12 protein-coding genes and 1 tRNA gene are annotated in these 16,859 nt (G+C 64.7%); 3 read left to right on the top strand and 10 right to left on the bottom strand.

The genetic code is table 11. From position 1 onward, the window contains the following. Window positions 1–6 precede the first annotated feature (6 nt). Window positions 7–720: an alpha/beta hydrolase gene (locus tag ACXZ1M_RS04050; RefSeq protein ID WP_459051921.1), complete on the top strand. Its 714-nt coding sequence runs from the start codon at window positions 7–9 to the stop codon at window positions 718–720. Here the strand turns inward: ACXZ1M_RS04050 and ACXZ1M_RS04045 are convergent. The 10 genes from ACXZ1M_RS04045 to ACXZ1M_RS04000 all read right to left on the bottom strand — a co-directional run bounded on the left by ACXZ1M_RS04045 (window position 705) and on the right by ACXZ1M_RS04000 (window position 13,167). Further along, window positions 705–800, bottom strand: a tRNA-Sec gene (locus ACXZ1M_RS04045). The two genes, ACXZ1M_RS04050 and ACXZ1M_RS04045, sit on opposite strands and share 16 nt — an antisense overlap. A 5-nt stretch (window positions 801–805) precedes the next feature. Further along, complete coding sequence (gene selB / locus ACXZ1M_RS04040) at window positions 806–2,719, bottom strand: selenocysteine-specific translation elongation factor (protein ID WP_459051920.1); 1,914 nt, start codon at window positions 2,717–2,719, stop codon at window positions 806–808. Then, window positions 2,716–4,161 carry an L-seryl-tRNA(Sec) selenium transferase gene (selA, locus tag ACXZ1M_RS04035; protein ID WP_459051919.1) on the bottom strand — a complete coding sequence of 482 codons (1,446 nt, stop codon included), beginning with the start codon at window positions 4,159–4,161 and terminating at the stop codon, window positions 2,716–2,718. The genes selB and selA overlap by 4 nt, the downstream gene beginning before the upstream one ends. Beyond that, window positions 4,158–5,150, bottom strand: a complete 993-nt coding sequence (fdhE, locus tag ACXZ1M_RS04030) for a formate dehydrogenase accessory protein FdhE (protein ID WP_459051918.1) — start codon at window positions 5,148–5,150, stop codon at window positions 4,158–4,160. The genes selA and fdhE overlap by 4 nt, the downstream gene beginning before the upstream one ends. An 82-nt stretch (window positions 5,151–5,232) precedes the next feature. After that, on the bottom strand, window positions 5,233–5,886 hold the full coding sequence (locus tag ACXZ1M_RS04025; protein ID WP_459051917.1) for a formate dehydrogenase subunit gamma: 654 nt from the start codon (window positions 5,884–5,886) through the stop codon (window positions 5,233–5,235). Then, the gene (fdxH, locus tag ACXZ1M_RS04020) at window positions 5,883–6,797 is read right to left on the bottom strand and encodes a formate dehydrogenase subunit beta (protein ID WP_459051916.1); all 915 of its coding nucleotides are present in this window, start codon (window positions 6,795–6,797) and stop codon (window positions 5,883–5,885) included. The genes ACXZ1M_RS04025 and fdxH overlap by 4 nt, the downstream gene beginning before the upstream one ends. Window positions 6,798–6,816: 19 nt before the next feature. Continuing rightward, window positions 6,817–9,888 carry a formate dehydrogenase-N subunit alpha gene (gene fdnG / locus ACXZ1M_RS04015; protein ID WP_459051915.1) on the bottom strand — a complete coding sequence of 1,024 codons (3,072 nt, stop codon included), beginning with the start codon at window positions 9,886–9,888 and terminating at the stop codon, window positions 6,817–6,819. A 117-nt stretch (window positions 9,889–10,005) separates the two neighbouring features. Continuing rightward, entirely contained in the window at window positions 10,006–10,923 is a 918-nt protein-coding gene (locus tag ACXZ1M_RS04010) for a carbohydrate kinase family protein (RefSeq protein ID WP_459051914.1), read from the bottom strand. A gap of 1 nt (window position 10,924) precedes the next feature. Next, window positions 10,925–12,136 (bottom strand): AGE family epimerase/isomerase, encoded by a 1,212-nt coding sequence (locus tag ACXZ1M_RS04005; protein WP_459051913.1) that lies wholly within the window; start codon window positions 12,134–12,136, stop codon window positions 10,925–10,927. A gap of 2 nt (window positions 12,137–12,138) precedes the next feature. Next, window positions 12,139–13,167 (bottom strand): LacI family DNA-binding transcriptional regulator, encoded by a 1,029-nt coding sequence (locus ACXZ1M_RS04000; protein WP_459051912.1) that lies wholly within the window; start codon window positions 13,165–13,167, stop codon window positions 12,139–12,141. Between the two features lie 219 nt (window positions 13,168–13,386). On the opposite strand from ACXZ1M_RS04000, the gene ACXZ1M_RS03995 reads away from it, so the two are divergent. After that, window positions 13,387–14,655, top strand: a complete 1,269-nt coding sequence (locus ACXZ1M_RS03995; protein ID WP_459051911.1) for a sugar MFS transporter — start codon at window positions 13,387–13,389, stop codon at window positions 14,653–14,655. Then, entirely contained in the window at window positions 14,652–16,844 is a 2,193-nt protein-coding gene (locus ACXZ1M_RS03990; RefSeq protein ID WP_459051910.1) for a beta-glucosidase family protein, read from the top strand. The genes ACXZ1M_RS03995 and ACXZ1M_RS03990 overlap by 4 nt, the downstream gene beginning before the upstream one ends. Window positions 16,845–16,859: the final 15 nt, after the last annotated feature.

The following is a 16,859-nucleotide window of genomic DNA, read 5'->3' as shown; positions in this document are numbered from 1 at the left end:
TGTGGCATGACTACCATTATTGACTTTGATGCGCCGTATGACGGCGAGGTGCTGAAGGCGGACCACTATGTGGGTCGCGACAGCAATCGCATCCTGTATTTGCACGGCGCCGGCGGCAGCACGCGGCGCGGCCACCACATGTTGCGGTCGGCGTTGCAGCAGCGTGGACTGGGCAGCGTGTGCTTCGATGCCATCGGCCATGGCGAGACGGGCGGCACGTTCGCGCAATCGTCGGTGGCCAGCCGCACGCGCCAGGCGCAGGCGGTGCTGGCGGCGCGGCCGCTGCCGGAGCCGCTGGTTATCGTAGGTTCCAGCATGGGCGCGTACAACGCCATCCGCTTGACGCAGCAGCATCGGGTCGATGCGCTGGTGTTGATTGTGCCCGGCGTGTACACGCCGTCGGCGTACGAGGTGCCGTTCGGGCCGGAGTTCTCGGCCATCATTCGCCGCGAGCGCAGCTGGGCTGACAGCGATGCATGGGAAATCTTGTCGCGCTTCGAAGGCCGGCTGCTGGTCATCCACGCCGAGCACGACGCCACCATCCCGCTGGAGATATCCGAACGCCTGGTCGCCGCCGCGACTAGCGCCCAATCGCGCCAGCTGCACATCGTCCAGGGCGCCGAACACAATCGGCTATGGTCCCTGCTGGCGGAAACCCCATCCGCTTTCGATGCGGCAGTCGATCTGGTTGCGGTGACGGTGAATGGCGGAAGGCAGTAGGAGTCGAACTTACGAGGGAGCGTCTGACGCCCCCCACCGGGTTTGAAGCCCGGCCCCATCACCGGATGAGTATGCCTTCCTTTGATTATTTGCCGCTGTATGACCAGGCGGCGTTCGGGCGGATCAGGTGGACGCCGCCGACCCGCCGAGTATAGCCGACGCGGTCGAAGAACTCCAATATCTGTATGGCTCGCTTGCGCCCGATCCCGGTGGCGTCGCGGAACGAGGCGGCTTGCACTTCGGGCAGCGATTCCACCAGCCGCGCCAGTTCGTCCAGCGGGGCGGGGTGGTAGAACAAATCCTTCACGATCTGATTCAGCTCTCCGGTCTTTGAGAGTTTGAGCAGCAGGCGCCGCACTTCGGCTTCCGGCACGTCGTGCTCGCGCGCCAGGTCGCGCACCCAGGGGGGATCGAAGCGGCCTGCCAGCAGGGATGTCAGCAACGGTGCGGCTTGCGCTTGCTCGGCTGCGCTTAGTTCCACGCTGTGGCCGGGCAGGTGCAGGCTGCGTCCGCGTTGCTGGATCTCGCCGCTGGCCAGCAGCGTTTCGATCAGGCGGCTCCACAGGCGGTCTTCCATGTCCGGTGCGACGATGCGTTTCAGGCGCCACAGCTCGGGGCCTGCGTCGTCCGGTGCGCGCGCGTGGAATTCGGCCAGCGCGGCCAGGATGCGTGTCTGTAGCAGTTGCGCTTCGGTTGAGGCGATCAGCAGTGTGTCGTCGCCTTGCAGGCTGACTGTTAGCGTGCCGTCTGGTGTTTTGATTTGCTGCGCCGGCAGTTGCGACAGGCGCACCAGCGTGGAGCTGCGCAGGCCGAGGGGACTGCGCGCCAGCAGGGCGCTGATGTCGTTGTTGGCGATGTAGTCGTGTAGTGCCTGCAGCCAGGCGTTGCGCGTTGCACTGCGGCGCTTGCGTGCGGGGCCGAAAGGATCGAGCACCACGCCGCCGCCGATGGTCGCCGTGGCCTGCGCGTTGCGGATCACGAAGCGGTCGCCCGGCACGGCGTGCACCGGCGCGTCCAGCACCAGCTGCACGCGGCCCGTGTGGCCGGGTGCGAGCACGTCGGCGTCGAGCAGTACGACGTGTGCGGTGTGGTGTGCGGCGCCGAGGTGCACGTGTACTGGTGACCAGGGCTTGAGCGTGAGGCCGCAGTCCGGCGTCAGGCTCAGTTCCACGTCCACGCGCTCGGAGCATTCGGCCAGCGCGGGTGCCACGACCCAGGTGCCGCGCGCGATGTCGTCCTTGGCTGCGCCGGCCAGGTTGAGCGCGAGGCGCTGGCCTGCGCGGCCCATCTCCGCAGCACGGTTCTGCGCGTGGATGCTGCGCACGCGCACCTGCTGGCCACCGGGCGCGAGTTGCAATGTGTCGCCCACGCGCACGCTGCCCGCCAGTGCGGTGCCGGTGACGATAGTGCCTTGTCCCGCCAGCGTGAACACGCGATCCACGCCAAGCCGGAACAGGCGCCGTTCATCGTTGGCCGGCAGCGTGGCGGCAATCTCCGTCAAGTGGTTGCGCAGTGCCTGCACGCCGACGTCGTTTTCCTGCGTGGCGTTGGTCCGGAAAATATGCGCGCCGGCGAAATCGGTGGGCGCGAGCAGGGTGTGAATCTCCGCTTCCAGCTGCTCAAGCCGCACGGAGTCCGCACGATCTATCTTGGTCAGCGCCACCGCGCCGCGCTTCACGCCCAGCATGCGCAGAATGGCGAGGTGCTCCAGTGTCTGCGGCATGATACCGTCGTCCGCCGCGATCACCAGCAGCGCCGCATCGATGCCGGTGACGCCAGCCGCCATGGTGCGGATGAATTTCTCGTGACCCGGCACGTCGATCACGCCGAGGATCTCACCGTCCGGCGCGTCGGCGCGCAACGGCGTGTAGGCGTAACCGAGTTCGATGGAAATGCCGCGCGCCTTTTCTTCCTTCAGGCGATCGGTATCGACGCCCGTCAGCGCGCGCGTGAGCGTGGTCTTGCCGTGGTCGATATGGCCTGCGGTGCCGACGATCATGCGGAGAGCTGGGACAGTTGATCGATGAAGCGCTGCTGCTGATGCTCCTGGAGACAACGCAAGTCCAGCCACAGCGCATCCTGCGCCACACGGCCGATCACCGGCAGTGGCAGCGCGCGCAGGCGCTGTTCCAGCACACCGAGCGCATTGCTGATGCGGCCCTCGGCGGCTGGACGTATCACCAGACCGAGACTGTGCAGCTGATCGACCGGCAGTGCGCCGCTGCCGATCTGGCTCATCATCGCTTCCTCGCTCACCGTGTAGCCTGTTCCCAGCGCGGCCTGCAACAGCGGCAGCAGCGTCTGCGCTTGCGCGCGCATGGCGGCGGCAGGGCGGGTCAGCAGCTTGAGCGTGGTCAGGCGTTCTGGCAGCAGGTCCGGTGCGCGGTAGAGCGCGAGCACCGGCTCCAGTGCGGCCAGTGTCAGCTTGCCGACGCGCAGGGCGCGCTTCAGCGGATTCTTTTTGATCTGCGCGATCAGGTCCTTGCGGCCGACGATGATGCCGCATTGTGGGCCGCCCAACAGCTTGTCACCGCTGAAGGTCACCAGGTCGGCGCCGGCCCCGATGGTTTCGCGCACCGTGGTTTCGTGCGGGAGGCCGTATTGTTCGAGGTCCTCCAGCGTGCCGCTGCCCAGGTCCACCGCCAGCGGAATGTTGCGCTTCTTCGCCAGTGGCGCCAGCTCGTCGAGTTCCACGCTTTTGGTGAAGCCGGTGATGGCGTAATTGCTGGTGTGGACCTTCATCATCAGCGCGGTTTGCGGGCCGGCTGCTTCGTCGTAGTCCTTCAGGTGCGTGCGGTTGGTGGCGCCGACTTCGCGCAGCACGGCGCCGGCGCGCGTCATCACGTCCGGGATGCGGAAGGCGCCGCCGATTTCCACCAGTTCGCCGCGCGAGACGATGACTTCTTTGCCCAGGGCGACGGTGTTCAGCATCAGCAGCACGGCGGCGGCGTTGTTGTTGACGATGGTGGCGGCTTCGGCGCCGGTCAGTTCCAGCAGCAGGTCTTCGATCAGGCTGTCGCGGTCACCGCGCTTGCCGGTGTCGATGTCCCATTCAAGGTTCATGGGCCAGCGCAGCGCTTCCACCACGGCTTGCACGGCGCTGTCGGGCAGCAGAGCGCGGCCAAGGTTGGTGTGCAGGACGGTGCCGGTGAGATTGAAGACGGGCCGCAGCGGCGAGGTGTTTTGTTCGCGCAGACGGGTATCGAGCATGGCGAGCATGGACGGGATGCTGGTGTCCTGCGCGCCGGCCATCGTTGCGGCGGCGCCGCCTTCGCGGGCGGCCAGCAGCATGGCGCGCAGCTCGGCCAGCAGGGCGCGCGCGGCTTCCAGCGTCTGTATGCGGCCATACTCCGCGATCAGCGCCTCGCAGCCGGCGTCCGACAGGATCAGGTGCACGGCAGGCAGGCGGATCGCGCCTTCGGTGGCAGTCGGCGCGCTCATTCCGCGTTGAACCACAACAGGGGGTTGCCGCTGGCGCGGGCGTAGCCGGCTTCGCCGACCAGCAGGTCCAGCGCCAGGCTTGCCAGGTCGTCGGCCAGCGGGTCGACGTAGAGATCGTGCTCCTGGTTGAAGATCTTGCGGTAGGTATGGCAGTCGTCGCAGGTTTCAGCGCGCGCCACCTTGCTTGGATCGTTGGCCTTGTTGGCCGGCGCGGCCGCGCCTTCCTCCGGCTCGATGCTCTGGTAGGCGACCGTCGCCGTGCCTTCGCAGCACGAGCACTTCACCCGCACCATATGCCACTCGCTGGAGCAGCAGCTGCAATGCAAATAGCGGTAGCCCTGCGACTGTCCGCCGATGCGGATCACGCTGGCCACCGGATGCGCGCCGCACACCGGGCACAGGGTGTTGGTCACCAGCGGCTGCACCTTGCGGCCATCCAGCTGCGCCGCGCGCATGGTCCACATCACTTGCAGCGCGGCCGCCACGAACGGCGCGTGCAGTGGATGCACGCCTTCGGTCAGCTCCGCCAGCACGGCGTCGGCGCAGCCTTCCAGCTGCACGCTGTCCAGCGTGCGCAGTTCGGCCAGCACCAGCGCGACTTGTGGCTGGCTTTGCGCCAGCGGTCGCAGTTCATCGAGGATGGCGTCGAACACGCGTCGCCAGGTGGCCGGGCGCTGGCCGCTGACCGGCAGCGGCGGCATGTGGTGGTCGATGGCCATCTGGATGGTTGCCGCATCGGGCAGGGCGAAGGTGTCGGCCGGCAGGCTGCGGATCACCGCCGTCTGGGCATCCACCAGTGCCGCCATCATCTTCAGAAAACCGGCCAGCGTCTCTCCGACCGGTATGCCCTTGACCTGGTTATCCGCCAGCTGGCGCAGGCGCGTGGCGCGTGCGGTGAACAAACTGCGTGCTTCGGGGAGCAGCAGGCGTGGCAGGGCGGTGTGATCGAGCGATTCGATCTCGCCCGGTTCTAGCAAGCGTTGTACCAAAAAAGAATCTCCCGTATTGCCGGAGGCGGATGGCTGCCGGCCTGGGGCCTATTCTAAACCCAAACCGCCAGCCGCCGCCGTCCTAGTCGCGGCTCTTGCGAACCACCTCCTCAAACCAGCGCGCATGGTGCTTGCGCGCCCATCCATAAGTAACCGTACCGCGCACCATCGCCCCGATCGAACCCTTGACCCAGAACGCCGCATAAATATGCACGATGATTGAACAAATCATCACAAACGCACAGAACGCATGCAGCAGCGCCGCCAGCCGCACGATTTCGATCGGGAAGTAGAACGCGAAGTACGCGCGCCAGATCACGATCCCCGACAGCAGCAGGCCGCACATGCTGGCGATCAGCACGAAGAACAGCAGCTTCTGGCCGGCGTTGTACTTGCCGACCTTGGGCAGCTTTTCTTCGCGGTTGTTGAGCACATCGTCCATTTGCCGCAGCCACTGCTTGTCGCCCGCGTCGATGCGGTTGTGGCGCCAGAAGCGCACCACCAGCAGCGCGAACGAGACGAACATCACCAGCCCGATGAACGGGTGGAGGATGCGCGTCCACTGGCCGCCGCCCAGGAACACGGCCATCCAGGACGTCGCCGGGTGGAACATGGCCAGCCCGGATACCGCCAGCAGCACAAAGCAGATGGCGGTGACCCAGTGGTTGCTACGCTCATTGGGCGTGTAACGCTGGATCAGCGGATTGCCGTCCTTATCGCGGTTGGGTGAGCTCATGGTGCTTCCTCCCTGATGCGTTTAACCTCCTGCAGCGCCTCCGCTTCCTCGTCCCGCGACACCTCGTTCGGACCCACGCGCGAATAGTGGAACCAGCCCGCCAGCGCCGTCATGGCGATGCCCGCCAAAGCCAGCGGCTTGGTCAGCCCCTTCCACAGTCCCACCGTGATGCCGATGCTCGGGTCTTTTTTCAGGCCGTGGTACAGCGTTGGCTGGTCCGCATGGTGCAGCACATACATCACGTGCGTGCCGCCCACGCCGGCCGGATCGTACAAGCCGGCGTTGGCGAAGCCGCGCGACTTCAGGTCGGTGATGCGTTCCTCCGCGTGGTGCTTCATGTCCTCCTTGGTGCCGAACACGATGGCGCCGGTGGGGCAGGTCTTCACGCACGCCGGTTCCTGGCCGACAGCCACGCGGTCCGAGCACAAGGTGCACTTGTAGGCGCGGCTGTCCTGCTTGGAAATGCGCGGCACGTCGAACGGGCAACCGGCCACACAGTAGCCGCAGCCAATGCAGTTCTCCTGATGGAAATCCACGATGCCGTTGGTGTACTGGACGATGGCGCCCGGCGCCGGGCAGGCTTTCAGGCAGCCCGGATCCTCGCAGTGCATGCAGCCGTCCTTGCGGATCAGCCATTCGAGATCGCCCTTGGTGTTCTCGTATTCCGAGAACCGCATCACGGTCCAGGATTGCGCCGTCAGGTCGATCGGGTTGTCGTACACGCCGGTGGTTTCACCCACCTCGTCGCGCAGGTCGTTCCACTCCATGCAGGCGGTCTGGCAAGCCTTGCAGCCGATGCACTTCGAAACGTCGATCAGCTTGGCGACGGTGCCGGTCACCGGCGTGCGCGCCACCGGTGTCTGCACCGTCGTCGCCGACATGCGCTTGATATCAAGTGATTGTAGTGACATATCTGTTCTCCCCGGCCGCTCAGGCTTTTTCCACTTTCACCAGGAACGACTTGAATTCCGGTGTCTGTGAATTGCCGTCGCCTACGGTAGGCGTCAGCGTGTTGATCAAGTAGCCCGGTTTGGTGAGCCCCTTGAACCCGAAGTTGATCGGCAGTCCGACCTGGTGGGTCTTCTTGCCATCGATGATCAAGGCCTTGATCCGCTTGGTCACCACGGCTTTCGCCACGATGTGCCCGCGCTTGGAGGAGACCTTCACGCGGTCGCCATGCGCCACGCCGATTTCCTTCCCCAGCTCCTCGCCGATTTCAATGAACTGCTCCGGCTGGATGATGGCGTTCAGGCGCGCATGCTTGGTCCAGTAGTGGAAGTGCTCCGTGAGGCGATAGCTGGTCGCCACGTGCGGATACTCTTCCTTTTTGCCCAGCTTGGCGCGGTCGCCGGGGAACATGCGCGCCGCAGGATTGTTGTACGCACGCGGATTGTTCGGGTGCATGGGGTTGTGCCCCACCGGCGACTCGAACGGCTCGTAGTGCTCGGGGAATGGTCCCTCGGCCATCGCATCGCGCGAGAAGAAGCGGGCCACGCCTTCGGCCAGCATGATGAACGGTCCCATGCCGTTTTCCGGCGGCTCGTCCGCCTTGAAGTCCGGCACGTCGGCGCCGCCCCATGCGGTGCCGTTCCACGCGATCAGCTTGCGGGTCGGATCCCACGGCTTGCCTTTCGGGTCGCACGAGGCGCGGTTGTACAGCACGCGGCGGTTGGCCGGCCAGGCCCAGGCCCAGTTCAGCGTCTGGCCGATGCCGGTCGGATCGCTGTTGTCGCGCCGTCCCATCTGGTTGCCGGCGGCCGTCCACGCACCTGCGAAGATCCAGCAACCGCAAGCCGTGCTGCCGTCGTCGCGCAGTTGCGCAAAGCCGGCCAGCTGTTCGTTCTTCTTCAGGATTACCTTGGTAGGATCCTTCGGATCGGTCAGCTCCTTGAGCGCCTTGCCGTTGTACTCCATCGCCAGTTCTTCTGGCGTTGGGCTCATCGGGTTGGCGTAGCTCCAGGTCAGGTTCACGATCGGATCGGGGAACTTGCCGCCATCCTTCTGATAGGCCTTCTTCATGCGCTGGAAGATGCCGGACATGATTTCCAGGTCGCTCTTCACCTGGCCCGGACCTTCGGCGCCTTGCCAGTGCCACTGCAGCACGCGCGAGGAGCTCACCAGCGAGCCGCGCTCTTCGGCGAAGCAGGTGGTCGGCAGGCGGAACACTTCGGTCTGGATCTTGGAGGAATCGACCTGGTGGAACTCGCCGAACGGCCGCCAGAATTCGGCGGTTTCCACCGCCAGCGGGTCCATCACCACCAGCCATTTGAGCTTGGACAGCGAGTCGGTGATCTTCTGCTTGTCCGGCGCCGAGGCCAGGATGTTGAAGCCCTGGCAGATGTAGCCGTTCATCTTCCCCTGGTTCATCAGCTCGAAGGCCTGCATCATGTCGTAGGGCTTATCGAGCTTGGGCAGGTAGTCGAAGGCGTAGTTGTTCTCCTCGGTGGCGGCGTCGCCCCACCAGGACTTCATGAAGGAGACCAGGAATTTCTTCGAGTTGCTGAAGTAGCTGAGCTGATTCGGGCGCAGCGGTTTGAGCGCGCGCTTGGCCACATATGCTTCCCAATCCTGTTCCGCCTCGCCGGGCAGCGACAGGTAGCCAGGCAGCATATTGGTCAGCAGCCCCAGGTCGGTCAGGCCCTGGATGTTGGAGTGCCCGCGCAGCGCGTTCATGCCGCCGCCGGCGATGCCGATATTCCCGAGCAGGAGCTGCACCATGGCGCCGGTGCGCAGGGTTTCCGCGCCGGTCGAGTGCTGGGTCCAGCCCAGTGCATACAGGATGGTCGCGGCGCGGCCCGGCACGGCGGTCGATGCCAGCATTTCGGCCACGTGGTTGAATTTCTCCGGCGGCACGCCGCAGACTTTTTCCACCATGGCCGGCGTGTAGCGCGCGTAGTGCTGCTTCATCAGCTGGTACACGCAGCGCGGATGTTCGAGCGTCGGGTCGATCTTGGCGTAGCCGTCGTCGCCCATCTCGTAGTTCCAGCTGCTCTTGTCGGTGTACTTGCCGACCTTCTCGTCCCAGCCCGAGAACAGGCCGTCGTTGAAGGCGAAGTCTTCGCGCACGATGAACGGCATGTCCGTGTAATTGCGGACGTACTCGTGCTGGATCTTGTCGTTGGTGAGCAGGTAGTTGATGATCCCGCCCAGGAACACGATGTCCGCACCGGTACGGGTAGGGACGTAGTAGTCCGCCACCGAAGCGGTTCGGGTAAAGCGCGGATCGACCACAATCAGCTTGGCGCCGCGATGCGCTTTCGCTTCAGTGACCCATTTAAACCCGCAAGGGTGTGCTTCCGCCGCGTTGCCGCCCATGACCAGGATGACATCCGCATTTTTGATGTCGACCCAGTGATTCGTCATCGCACCACGTCCAAATGTCGAGGCAAGACCTGCCACCGTTGGACCGTGTCATACGCGTGCTTGATTGTCGAATGGGAGCATGCCAGTGGCACGCATGGTTTTATGTGTCAGGTAGCCGACTTCATTGCTGGACGCCGACGCGCACAGCATGCCGGTGGTGGTCCAGCGATTGACGGTTTTACCGTCGGCGGTTTTTTCGATGAAGTTGGCGTCACGATCCTCCTTCATCAACTTGGCGATGCGGGTCAGCGCGTCATCCCACGAGATCGGGCTCCAGTCGGCGGCGCCGGGTGCGCGGTATTCCGGCACCAGCAGGCGGTTGGGCGAGTGGATGAAGTCGATCAGGCTGGCGCCTTTCGGGCACAGGGTGCCGCGGTTGACCGGGTGGTCGGCGTCGCCTTCGATGTGGATGATGCTGGCTGCGGCGTTCTTGGCGCCGTCACCCAGGCCGTACATCAGGATGCCGCAACCGACGGAGCAGTATGGGCAGGTGTTGCGGGTTTCCGTGCTGCGCGCCAGCTTGTATTGCCGGACCTCGGCCAGGGCCGTGGCCGGGGCAAAGCCCAGCAGCGCGATGCTCGAACCCGCGATGGTCGCGCCGGTAACCCGAAGGAACTGGCGCCGTGACATCTGGTTCATGGTGTCCTCTCTTTCGTCGAATGACTGACCGAGTGTAGCACCGCGCACCATAGAATTTGAGTGCAGAATTGTATTAATTGTTGCAATTCACCTCATACCTATCTTTCGGCATGGACCTTAAGACAAGTTTGCCGCCAGCTCCTCGATCTGCGCCAGCGATGGCGGCGACGCCCCTTGCGCCATACAGGCCGCCGCGCCGGCGGCCACGGCGAACTGCAGGTGCTGCAAAGGTGTCGCGTCGCTGCGGTGCAGCATGCTCCACGCCAGCGCCGCGATGCTGGCGTCGCCCGCGCCGACGGTGTCGACCACCGTGATCTTCGGCGCCGGCAGCGACCACATGGCGTCGCCGATGTGCAGCGAGGCGCCTTCGCCGCCCTTGGTATACAAATAGGTGGCGGCCGGATTCCAGCTGCGCAGGGTGGCGAAGGCGCTGTCGATATCCTTCGTGCGGAACAGGCCTTCCAGGTCCTCCTCGGACACCTTCACCACGTCGGCCAGCGCCGTCATGCGGCGCAGCGTGGCGTCGTAGCGCTGGTCCATCAGCAGCCGATAGTTTGGATCGTAGCTGATGCGGACGCCGTCGCCCTTGAGCTGTTCGGCCAGCGCCACCAGCTTGCCCGCCAGCGGTTCGCGCGCCAGGCTGATGCCGCCGAAGTGCGCCCACTTGCAGTGCGCGCGCCAGCCTTCCGGCAGCAGGGCCGCATCGAAATGCAGGTCGGCGCTGTCGTCGCCGATGAAGAAATAGGCGGGTGGATCGGTGCGGTGCACAATCGCCAGCAGCGGCGCGTGGCTGGTGCGCTGCAAGAAGCGCAGATCCAGCCGCGCCGTGTCGCTGGCTTGCCACAGTGCGTCGCCGAAGACGTCGTTGCTGATGGCGCCCGCGAACGCGGTCGGCACTTCCAGCCTGGCCATGGTGCGCGCCACATTCCAGGTCGAGCCGCCCACTTTGCTCAGCCACTGTTCTTGCGCGCCGTCCTGCACCACCATGTCGGTGAGCGCTTCGCCCGCCGCTACAAAGATCGGGAAGGCCGTCATGTCAGTCCTTCTTCAACACGTTGAGCACTTCATAGCAGGCGCCCATGGTGTGGTAGTCCACCTTGCCGGCCGGGCTTTTCTCGTCGGTCAGCTTGCTGTTGTCGGCGCCGAGGATGCGGTACCACGCGCCATGCTGATGGTCGACGAAATGCTCCCAGCTATAGGCCCAGATCTTGTCGTACCAGGTCCAGTAGCGCGCCTCGCCGGTGCGGCCCGCGAGCAGGGCGGCGGTGGCCAGGCTCTCGGCCTGCACCCAGAAATATTTGAGATCGTCGCAGATGCTGCCGTCCGGCGCGAAGCCGTAGTAGATGCCGCCGTGTTCATGGTCCCAGGCCTTGGACAGCGCCGCATCGAACAGCTCCACCGCACGCGGCAGCAGCCAGTTCGGATTGTTGGCCAGTTGCGCGCCGTGGCGCTCCAGCAGCAGCAGCAGCTTGGCCCACTCGGTCAGGTGGCCCGGCTGGTAGCCCCACGGGCGGAAGATATTGCTCTTGTCGTGGCGGTTGTATTCCGTATCGACGGTCCAATCGGCGTGGTAGTGCTCCCACACCAGGTTGTCGGCCAGCGCGGCCTGGCGCACGGCGATGTTGTGCGCCAGCGTTTCCGCGCGCAGCAGGTAGGCGCGGTTGCCGGTTGCTTCGAACGCGGCGATCAACGCCTCGCAGGTGTGCATATTGGCGTTCTGGCCGCGATAGCCGTCCAGGTGCGACCAGTCGGCGCTGGCCTCGTCGGCGTACAGGCCGTGCTGCGCATCCCAGAAGCGCTGCTCCATCAGTTCAAAGGTTTCATCGATCCACGGCGCGGCTTGCGTTTCGCCGGCCATCAGCGCGTGGCTGTAGGCCAGCAGCACGAACGCCAGGCCGTAGCAGTGGTTGGTGCCGTCGGTGATGCGGCGCTCGCCGTGGTTCCAATCCAGCTGCCAGGCGTAGCCGCCGGTGGCTGGATCGCGGTGGGCGTCGCGCAGGAAGGCCAGCGCGTGGCGCAGGCGCTGGCGATCCGCGACATCGCCGAACTGCCGCCAGGCCATCGCATAGTTAAAAACGAAGCGCGTGCTGCTGACCAGATGGCGCGTGTGGGCGTCGTAGACCGTGCCATCATCTTTATAGAAGTGATACAGGCCGCCGCTAGGATCGGTGCAGCGCGCATCGTAGAAATGCTTGGTGTGGCGAATGTGGTTCAGCAGGGTGGTGCGTGATCGAAAATCAGGGGCCATCTTCAGGTCCGTTTGAAAGTTACCAGGTTCTTGGGCCGCCAGCCTTCCGTTACGGTGCTGGCGCGGATGATTAATTCCACCGGCGAGATCTGCTCCACCGGTACGTCGTGCGGGCCGTTGAGCAGTAAATCCACGCCCAACGCACCCAGGGATTTTTTATCGATGCGCAGCGTGGTCAGGGGACGGTGCCCCAGCACGGCGGTCGAGATATCGTCGAAACCGACGATGGCGATATCGTGCGGGACCTTCAGGCCCCGCGCCAGGCAGCAGCGCATCGCCACCAGCGCCGCGCTGTCGTTGTAGCAGAACACCGCGTCCGGCGGATGCGGCAGGTCGAGCAACTGCTCCATCGCTTCCCAGGCGCCGGTCTCCAGTTCCACGCCGTCGGGCAGGAAGGCTTCCAGGCGCGGATCGGCCAGGATACCTTCTTCGAACAGCGCCTGGCGGTAGCCGCGCGCGCGTTCGCGGATGCTGTAGTGCGCCAGCGGGCCGGAAATGAAACCGACACGCGTGCGGCCGGTGTCGATCAGGTGGCGGGTGGCCAGGTAGCCGCCCATCATATTGTCCGGATTGACGGAGCTGTAGCCGCGCAGCTTCATATCGATCAGCACCAACTGCTTGCCGGTCGAGCGCAGGGCGCTCAGGGTTTCGGGCTCGAAGAAACCGGCGCACACGATGCCGTCCGGCGCGTGCATGCGGATCTGGTCGATCAGGCCATCGGCCGGCCCCACCGCCATGAACGACAGCACGATGCCCTGCTTGCGGCAGGCTTCCTCGGCGCCGTGCAGCACCGGCGAATAGAACGGACTGCTGGAGGCGGTGTTGTGCTGGCGGTGTAGCAGGAAAGTCAGGCGGCGCAGGCGTTTCGGGCGCAGCTTGCAAAAGTCGTAGCCCAGCGAGCGTGCGGTATCGATGACCATCTGGCGCGTCGCTTCGGTCAGTCCTGGTTCATTCTTCAGGGCGCGCGAAATCGTCCCCGCCGACACGCCGGCGACGCGGGCGATGTCCCTGATCGTTACGTTGGTGCCCATTTTTATTGTGTCTCCTCGTGTGAATGCAGTCTTGCATAGGCGTCTATTGACGGTCAAACGCCATATCGACTTGGCCTTTGAGTTTAGCGTAATTTACTAAACGCATAGCGTTTAGTGAAGATGGCTAAACTGCGACCAAATTCCATATGTTGTTTGACCGAGGCCGTGCAAGTGGTGAGAATCTTTTCACTAATACAAAAACCATACGAGGAGACATCTATGGAACACGTTGCATCCGCAACTTTGCGCCCGCACGACCATACGGAGAGCGGCAACACCGCGCCGCTGGTCATCATCACGCTGCTATTCTTCATGTGGGGCCTGCTAACGTCGCTAAACGACGTGCTGATTCCGCACCTGAAATCGATCTACACCCTGACCTATGTGCAGGCCATGCTGGTGCAGTTCTGCTTCTTCGGCGCCTACTTCATCGTCTCGCTGCCGGCCGGTATGCTGATCAAGAAGATCGGTTACCAGCGCGGCGCCGTCAGCGGCCTGGTGCTGGCCGCCGCCGGTTGCGCATTGTTCTTCCCGGCCTCCACCAGCGGCTACGCCTTGTTCCTGCTGGCGTTCTTCGTGCTGGCCAGCGGCATCACCATCCTGCAGGTGGCCGCCAATCCTTACGTGACGGTGCTCGGCGCTCCGGCCACCGCCTCCAGCCGCCTGACGCTGACGCAGGCCTTCAACTCGCTGGGCACCACCATCGCCCCTGCGCTGGGCGGCATGCTGATTCTGTCGGAAGGCGTGACCGCCGTGGTACGCACCAAGGCGGAGGAGGCGGCCGCCGTGCAAGGCCCTTACCTGGCGCTGGCCGGCGCCCTGCTGGCGCTGGCCGTGCTGTTTGCGCTGGTGCGCCTGCCGAAGATCAGCCACGCCGGCGACGACGACGGCGGCGCCGTGTCCTCGGTCCAGACCAAGGTGCTGGCGCATCGCCATTTGCTGCTGGGCGCCATCGGCATCTTCCTGTACGTGGGCGGTGAGGTCAGCATCGGCAGCTTCCTGATCAACTTCATGGGTGAAGCCAACATCGCCAGCCTGCCGGCCGGCGAGGCCGCGCACTACGTCAGCTACTACTGGGGCGGCGCCATGGTCGGCCGCTTCATCCGCTTCGCCGTCATGCGCTACGTCAGTCCCGGCAAGGCGCTGGCCTTCAACTCGGCCGCGTCCATCATCCTGATCCTGGTGGCGATCTTCGGCAGCGGCCAGTTGGCCATGTGGTCTATCATCGCCGTCGGCCTGTTCAACTCCATCATGTTCCCGACCATCTTCAGCATGGCGCTGCACAAGCTGGGCAAGCAGACCGGCCAGGGCTCCGGCATCCTGTGCATGGCCATTGTCGGCGGCGCGCTGGTGCCGTTCGCACAGGGCCTGTTGGCCGACACCATCGGCCTGCAATGGTCGTTCTTCGTGCCGGCCGCCTGCTACACCTTTATTCTCTACTTCGGCGTAAAGTACGCCGGCATGTATAACAACAAGGAGACCGTATGAAAATGAAGCTCGCAGTGGCGCTGGCGCTGGCCGCCTTCTCGGCGCAGGCGGCGGAGCCGTGGATGGACAAGTCGCTGGGCGCCGACAAGCGCGCGGAGCTGGCGTTGAAAGCCATGACCCAGCAGGAGAAACTCAAGTGGGTGCTGGGCCACTTCGGTTCGGACTTCGCCAACAAGACCAAGAAGCATCCGGCCGCGCTGCCGTTCTCCGCAGGTTATATCGAAGGCGTGCCGCGCCTCGGCTTGCCGGCGCTGTTTGAAACCGACGCCGGCCTGGGTGTGGCGACGCAGGCGACCAAGACGCCGCGCGAACGCACCTCGCTGCCGTCCGGCCTCGCCACCACCGCCACCTGGGATCGCGCACTGGCCTACAAGGGCGGCGCCATGATCGGCGCGGAAGCTCGCGCCTCCGGCTTCAACGTCATGCTGGCGGGCGGCGTCAACCTGCTGCGCGAGCCGCGCAACGGCCGCAACTTCGAATACGCGGGTGAAGATCCGCTGCTGGCCGGCGTGATGGTGGCGCAGCAGGTCAAGGGCATCCAGTCCAACAACATCATCGCCACCATGAAGCACTACGCCGTCAACGATCAGGAGACCGGCCGCTTCGTGCTCGATGCGCGATTGGATGACGCCAGCAACCGCATGTCCGACCTGCTGGCCTTCCAGTTTCTGATGGAGCAGGCCGATCCCGGTTCCGTGATGTGCTCCTACAACCGCCTGAACGGCGTGTATGCCTGCGAGAGCGACTATCTGCTGAACCAGGTGCTGAAGAAAGACTGGGGCTACAAGGGCTACGTCATGACCGACTGGGGCGCGACCCACAGCACGGTGGAAGCGGCCAACGCCGGCCTGGACCAGCAGTCCGGCTGGGAGTTCGACAAGTCGCAATACTTCGGCGGCGCGCTGGAGGAGGCGGTGACCAACGGCCACGTGCCGCAGGCGCGTCTGGATAACATGGTGTTCCGCGTGCTGCGCGCCATGTTCGACAAGGGCGTGGTTGACAACCCGGTGGCCGAAGGCGGCGCCATCGACTACGCCGCACACGCGCTGGTCAGCCGCACCGACGCCGAAGAAAGCATGGTCCTGCTGAAGAACCAGGGCGATGTGCTGCCGCTGAAAGCCGGCGCTAAAAAGATCGTCATCATCGGCGCGCATGCGGATGTCGGCGTGCTGGCCGGCGGCGGTTCATCGCTGGTGTATCCGGTCGGTGGCAACGCCGCTCCGGGCATCGCGCCGACCGCCTGGCCTGGACCGGTGATGTTCCACCCGTCCTCGCCGATGAAGGCGATTCAGGCGCGTGCGCCGGGCGCGAAGGTGATCTATAACGACGGCCGCGATCCGGTCGCCGCCGCGCAGGCCGCAGCCGATGCGGATGTGGTGCTGGTGTTTGCGCAGCATTGGGTGGGCGAGGCGCTGGACGCCGTCTCGCTGGCGCTGCCGGACAACCAGGATGCATTGATCGGCGCGGTCACCAAGGCCAATCCGAAAACCGTGGTGGTGCTGGAGACTTCCGGTCCGGTGCTGATGCCGTGGGTGGACAAGGCGGCGGGCATTCTGCAGGCATGGTATCCGGGCACCAGCGGCGGCGAAGCGATCGCGCGCGTGCTGTTCGGCGAAGTCAATCCATCGGGCCACTTGCCGGCGACGTTCCCGGCATCGGAAAGCCAGCTGCCACGGCCGAAACTGGACGGCGATCCGAAGAACGAAGCGGAGCGCTTCACGGTGAATTATCACGAAGGCGCGGCGGTCGGGTACAAGTGGTTCGACCTGAAAGGACTGAAGCCGCTGTTCCCGTTCGGCCACGGCCTGTCGTACACGCGCTTCAGCTATTCGGGACTGGCGGCAAGCCAGAAGGACGGCAAGCTGTCGGTGAGCTTCAAGGTCACCAACACCGGCGCGGTAAAAGGCAAAGACGTGCCGCAGCTGTACGTGGCGCCGTTGAACGCCAAATGGGAAGCGCCGAAGCGCCTGGCCGGCTGGGACAAGGTTGAACTGGAGCCGGGTGAGAGCAAGGAAGTCAGCGTCACGGTCGATGCGCGCCTGCTGGGCATGTACGACAGCCGCAGCAAAACCTGGCGCATCGCCAAAGGCGGCTACAAAATCCTGCTGGCGCAAGATTCGGCAGACACGAAGGCCGCGAGTACCACCGTCCAGCTGCAACAACGCACGCTGAACGTAACAGGCAAATAAAAAACCAAGGAGCGA

This window comes from Duganella paludis (assembly GCF_054461335.1).
This window is presented reverse-complemented; position numbering and strand designations above follow the sequence as displayed.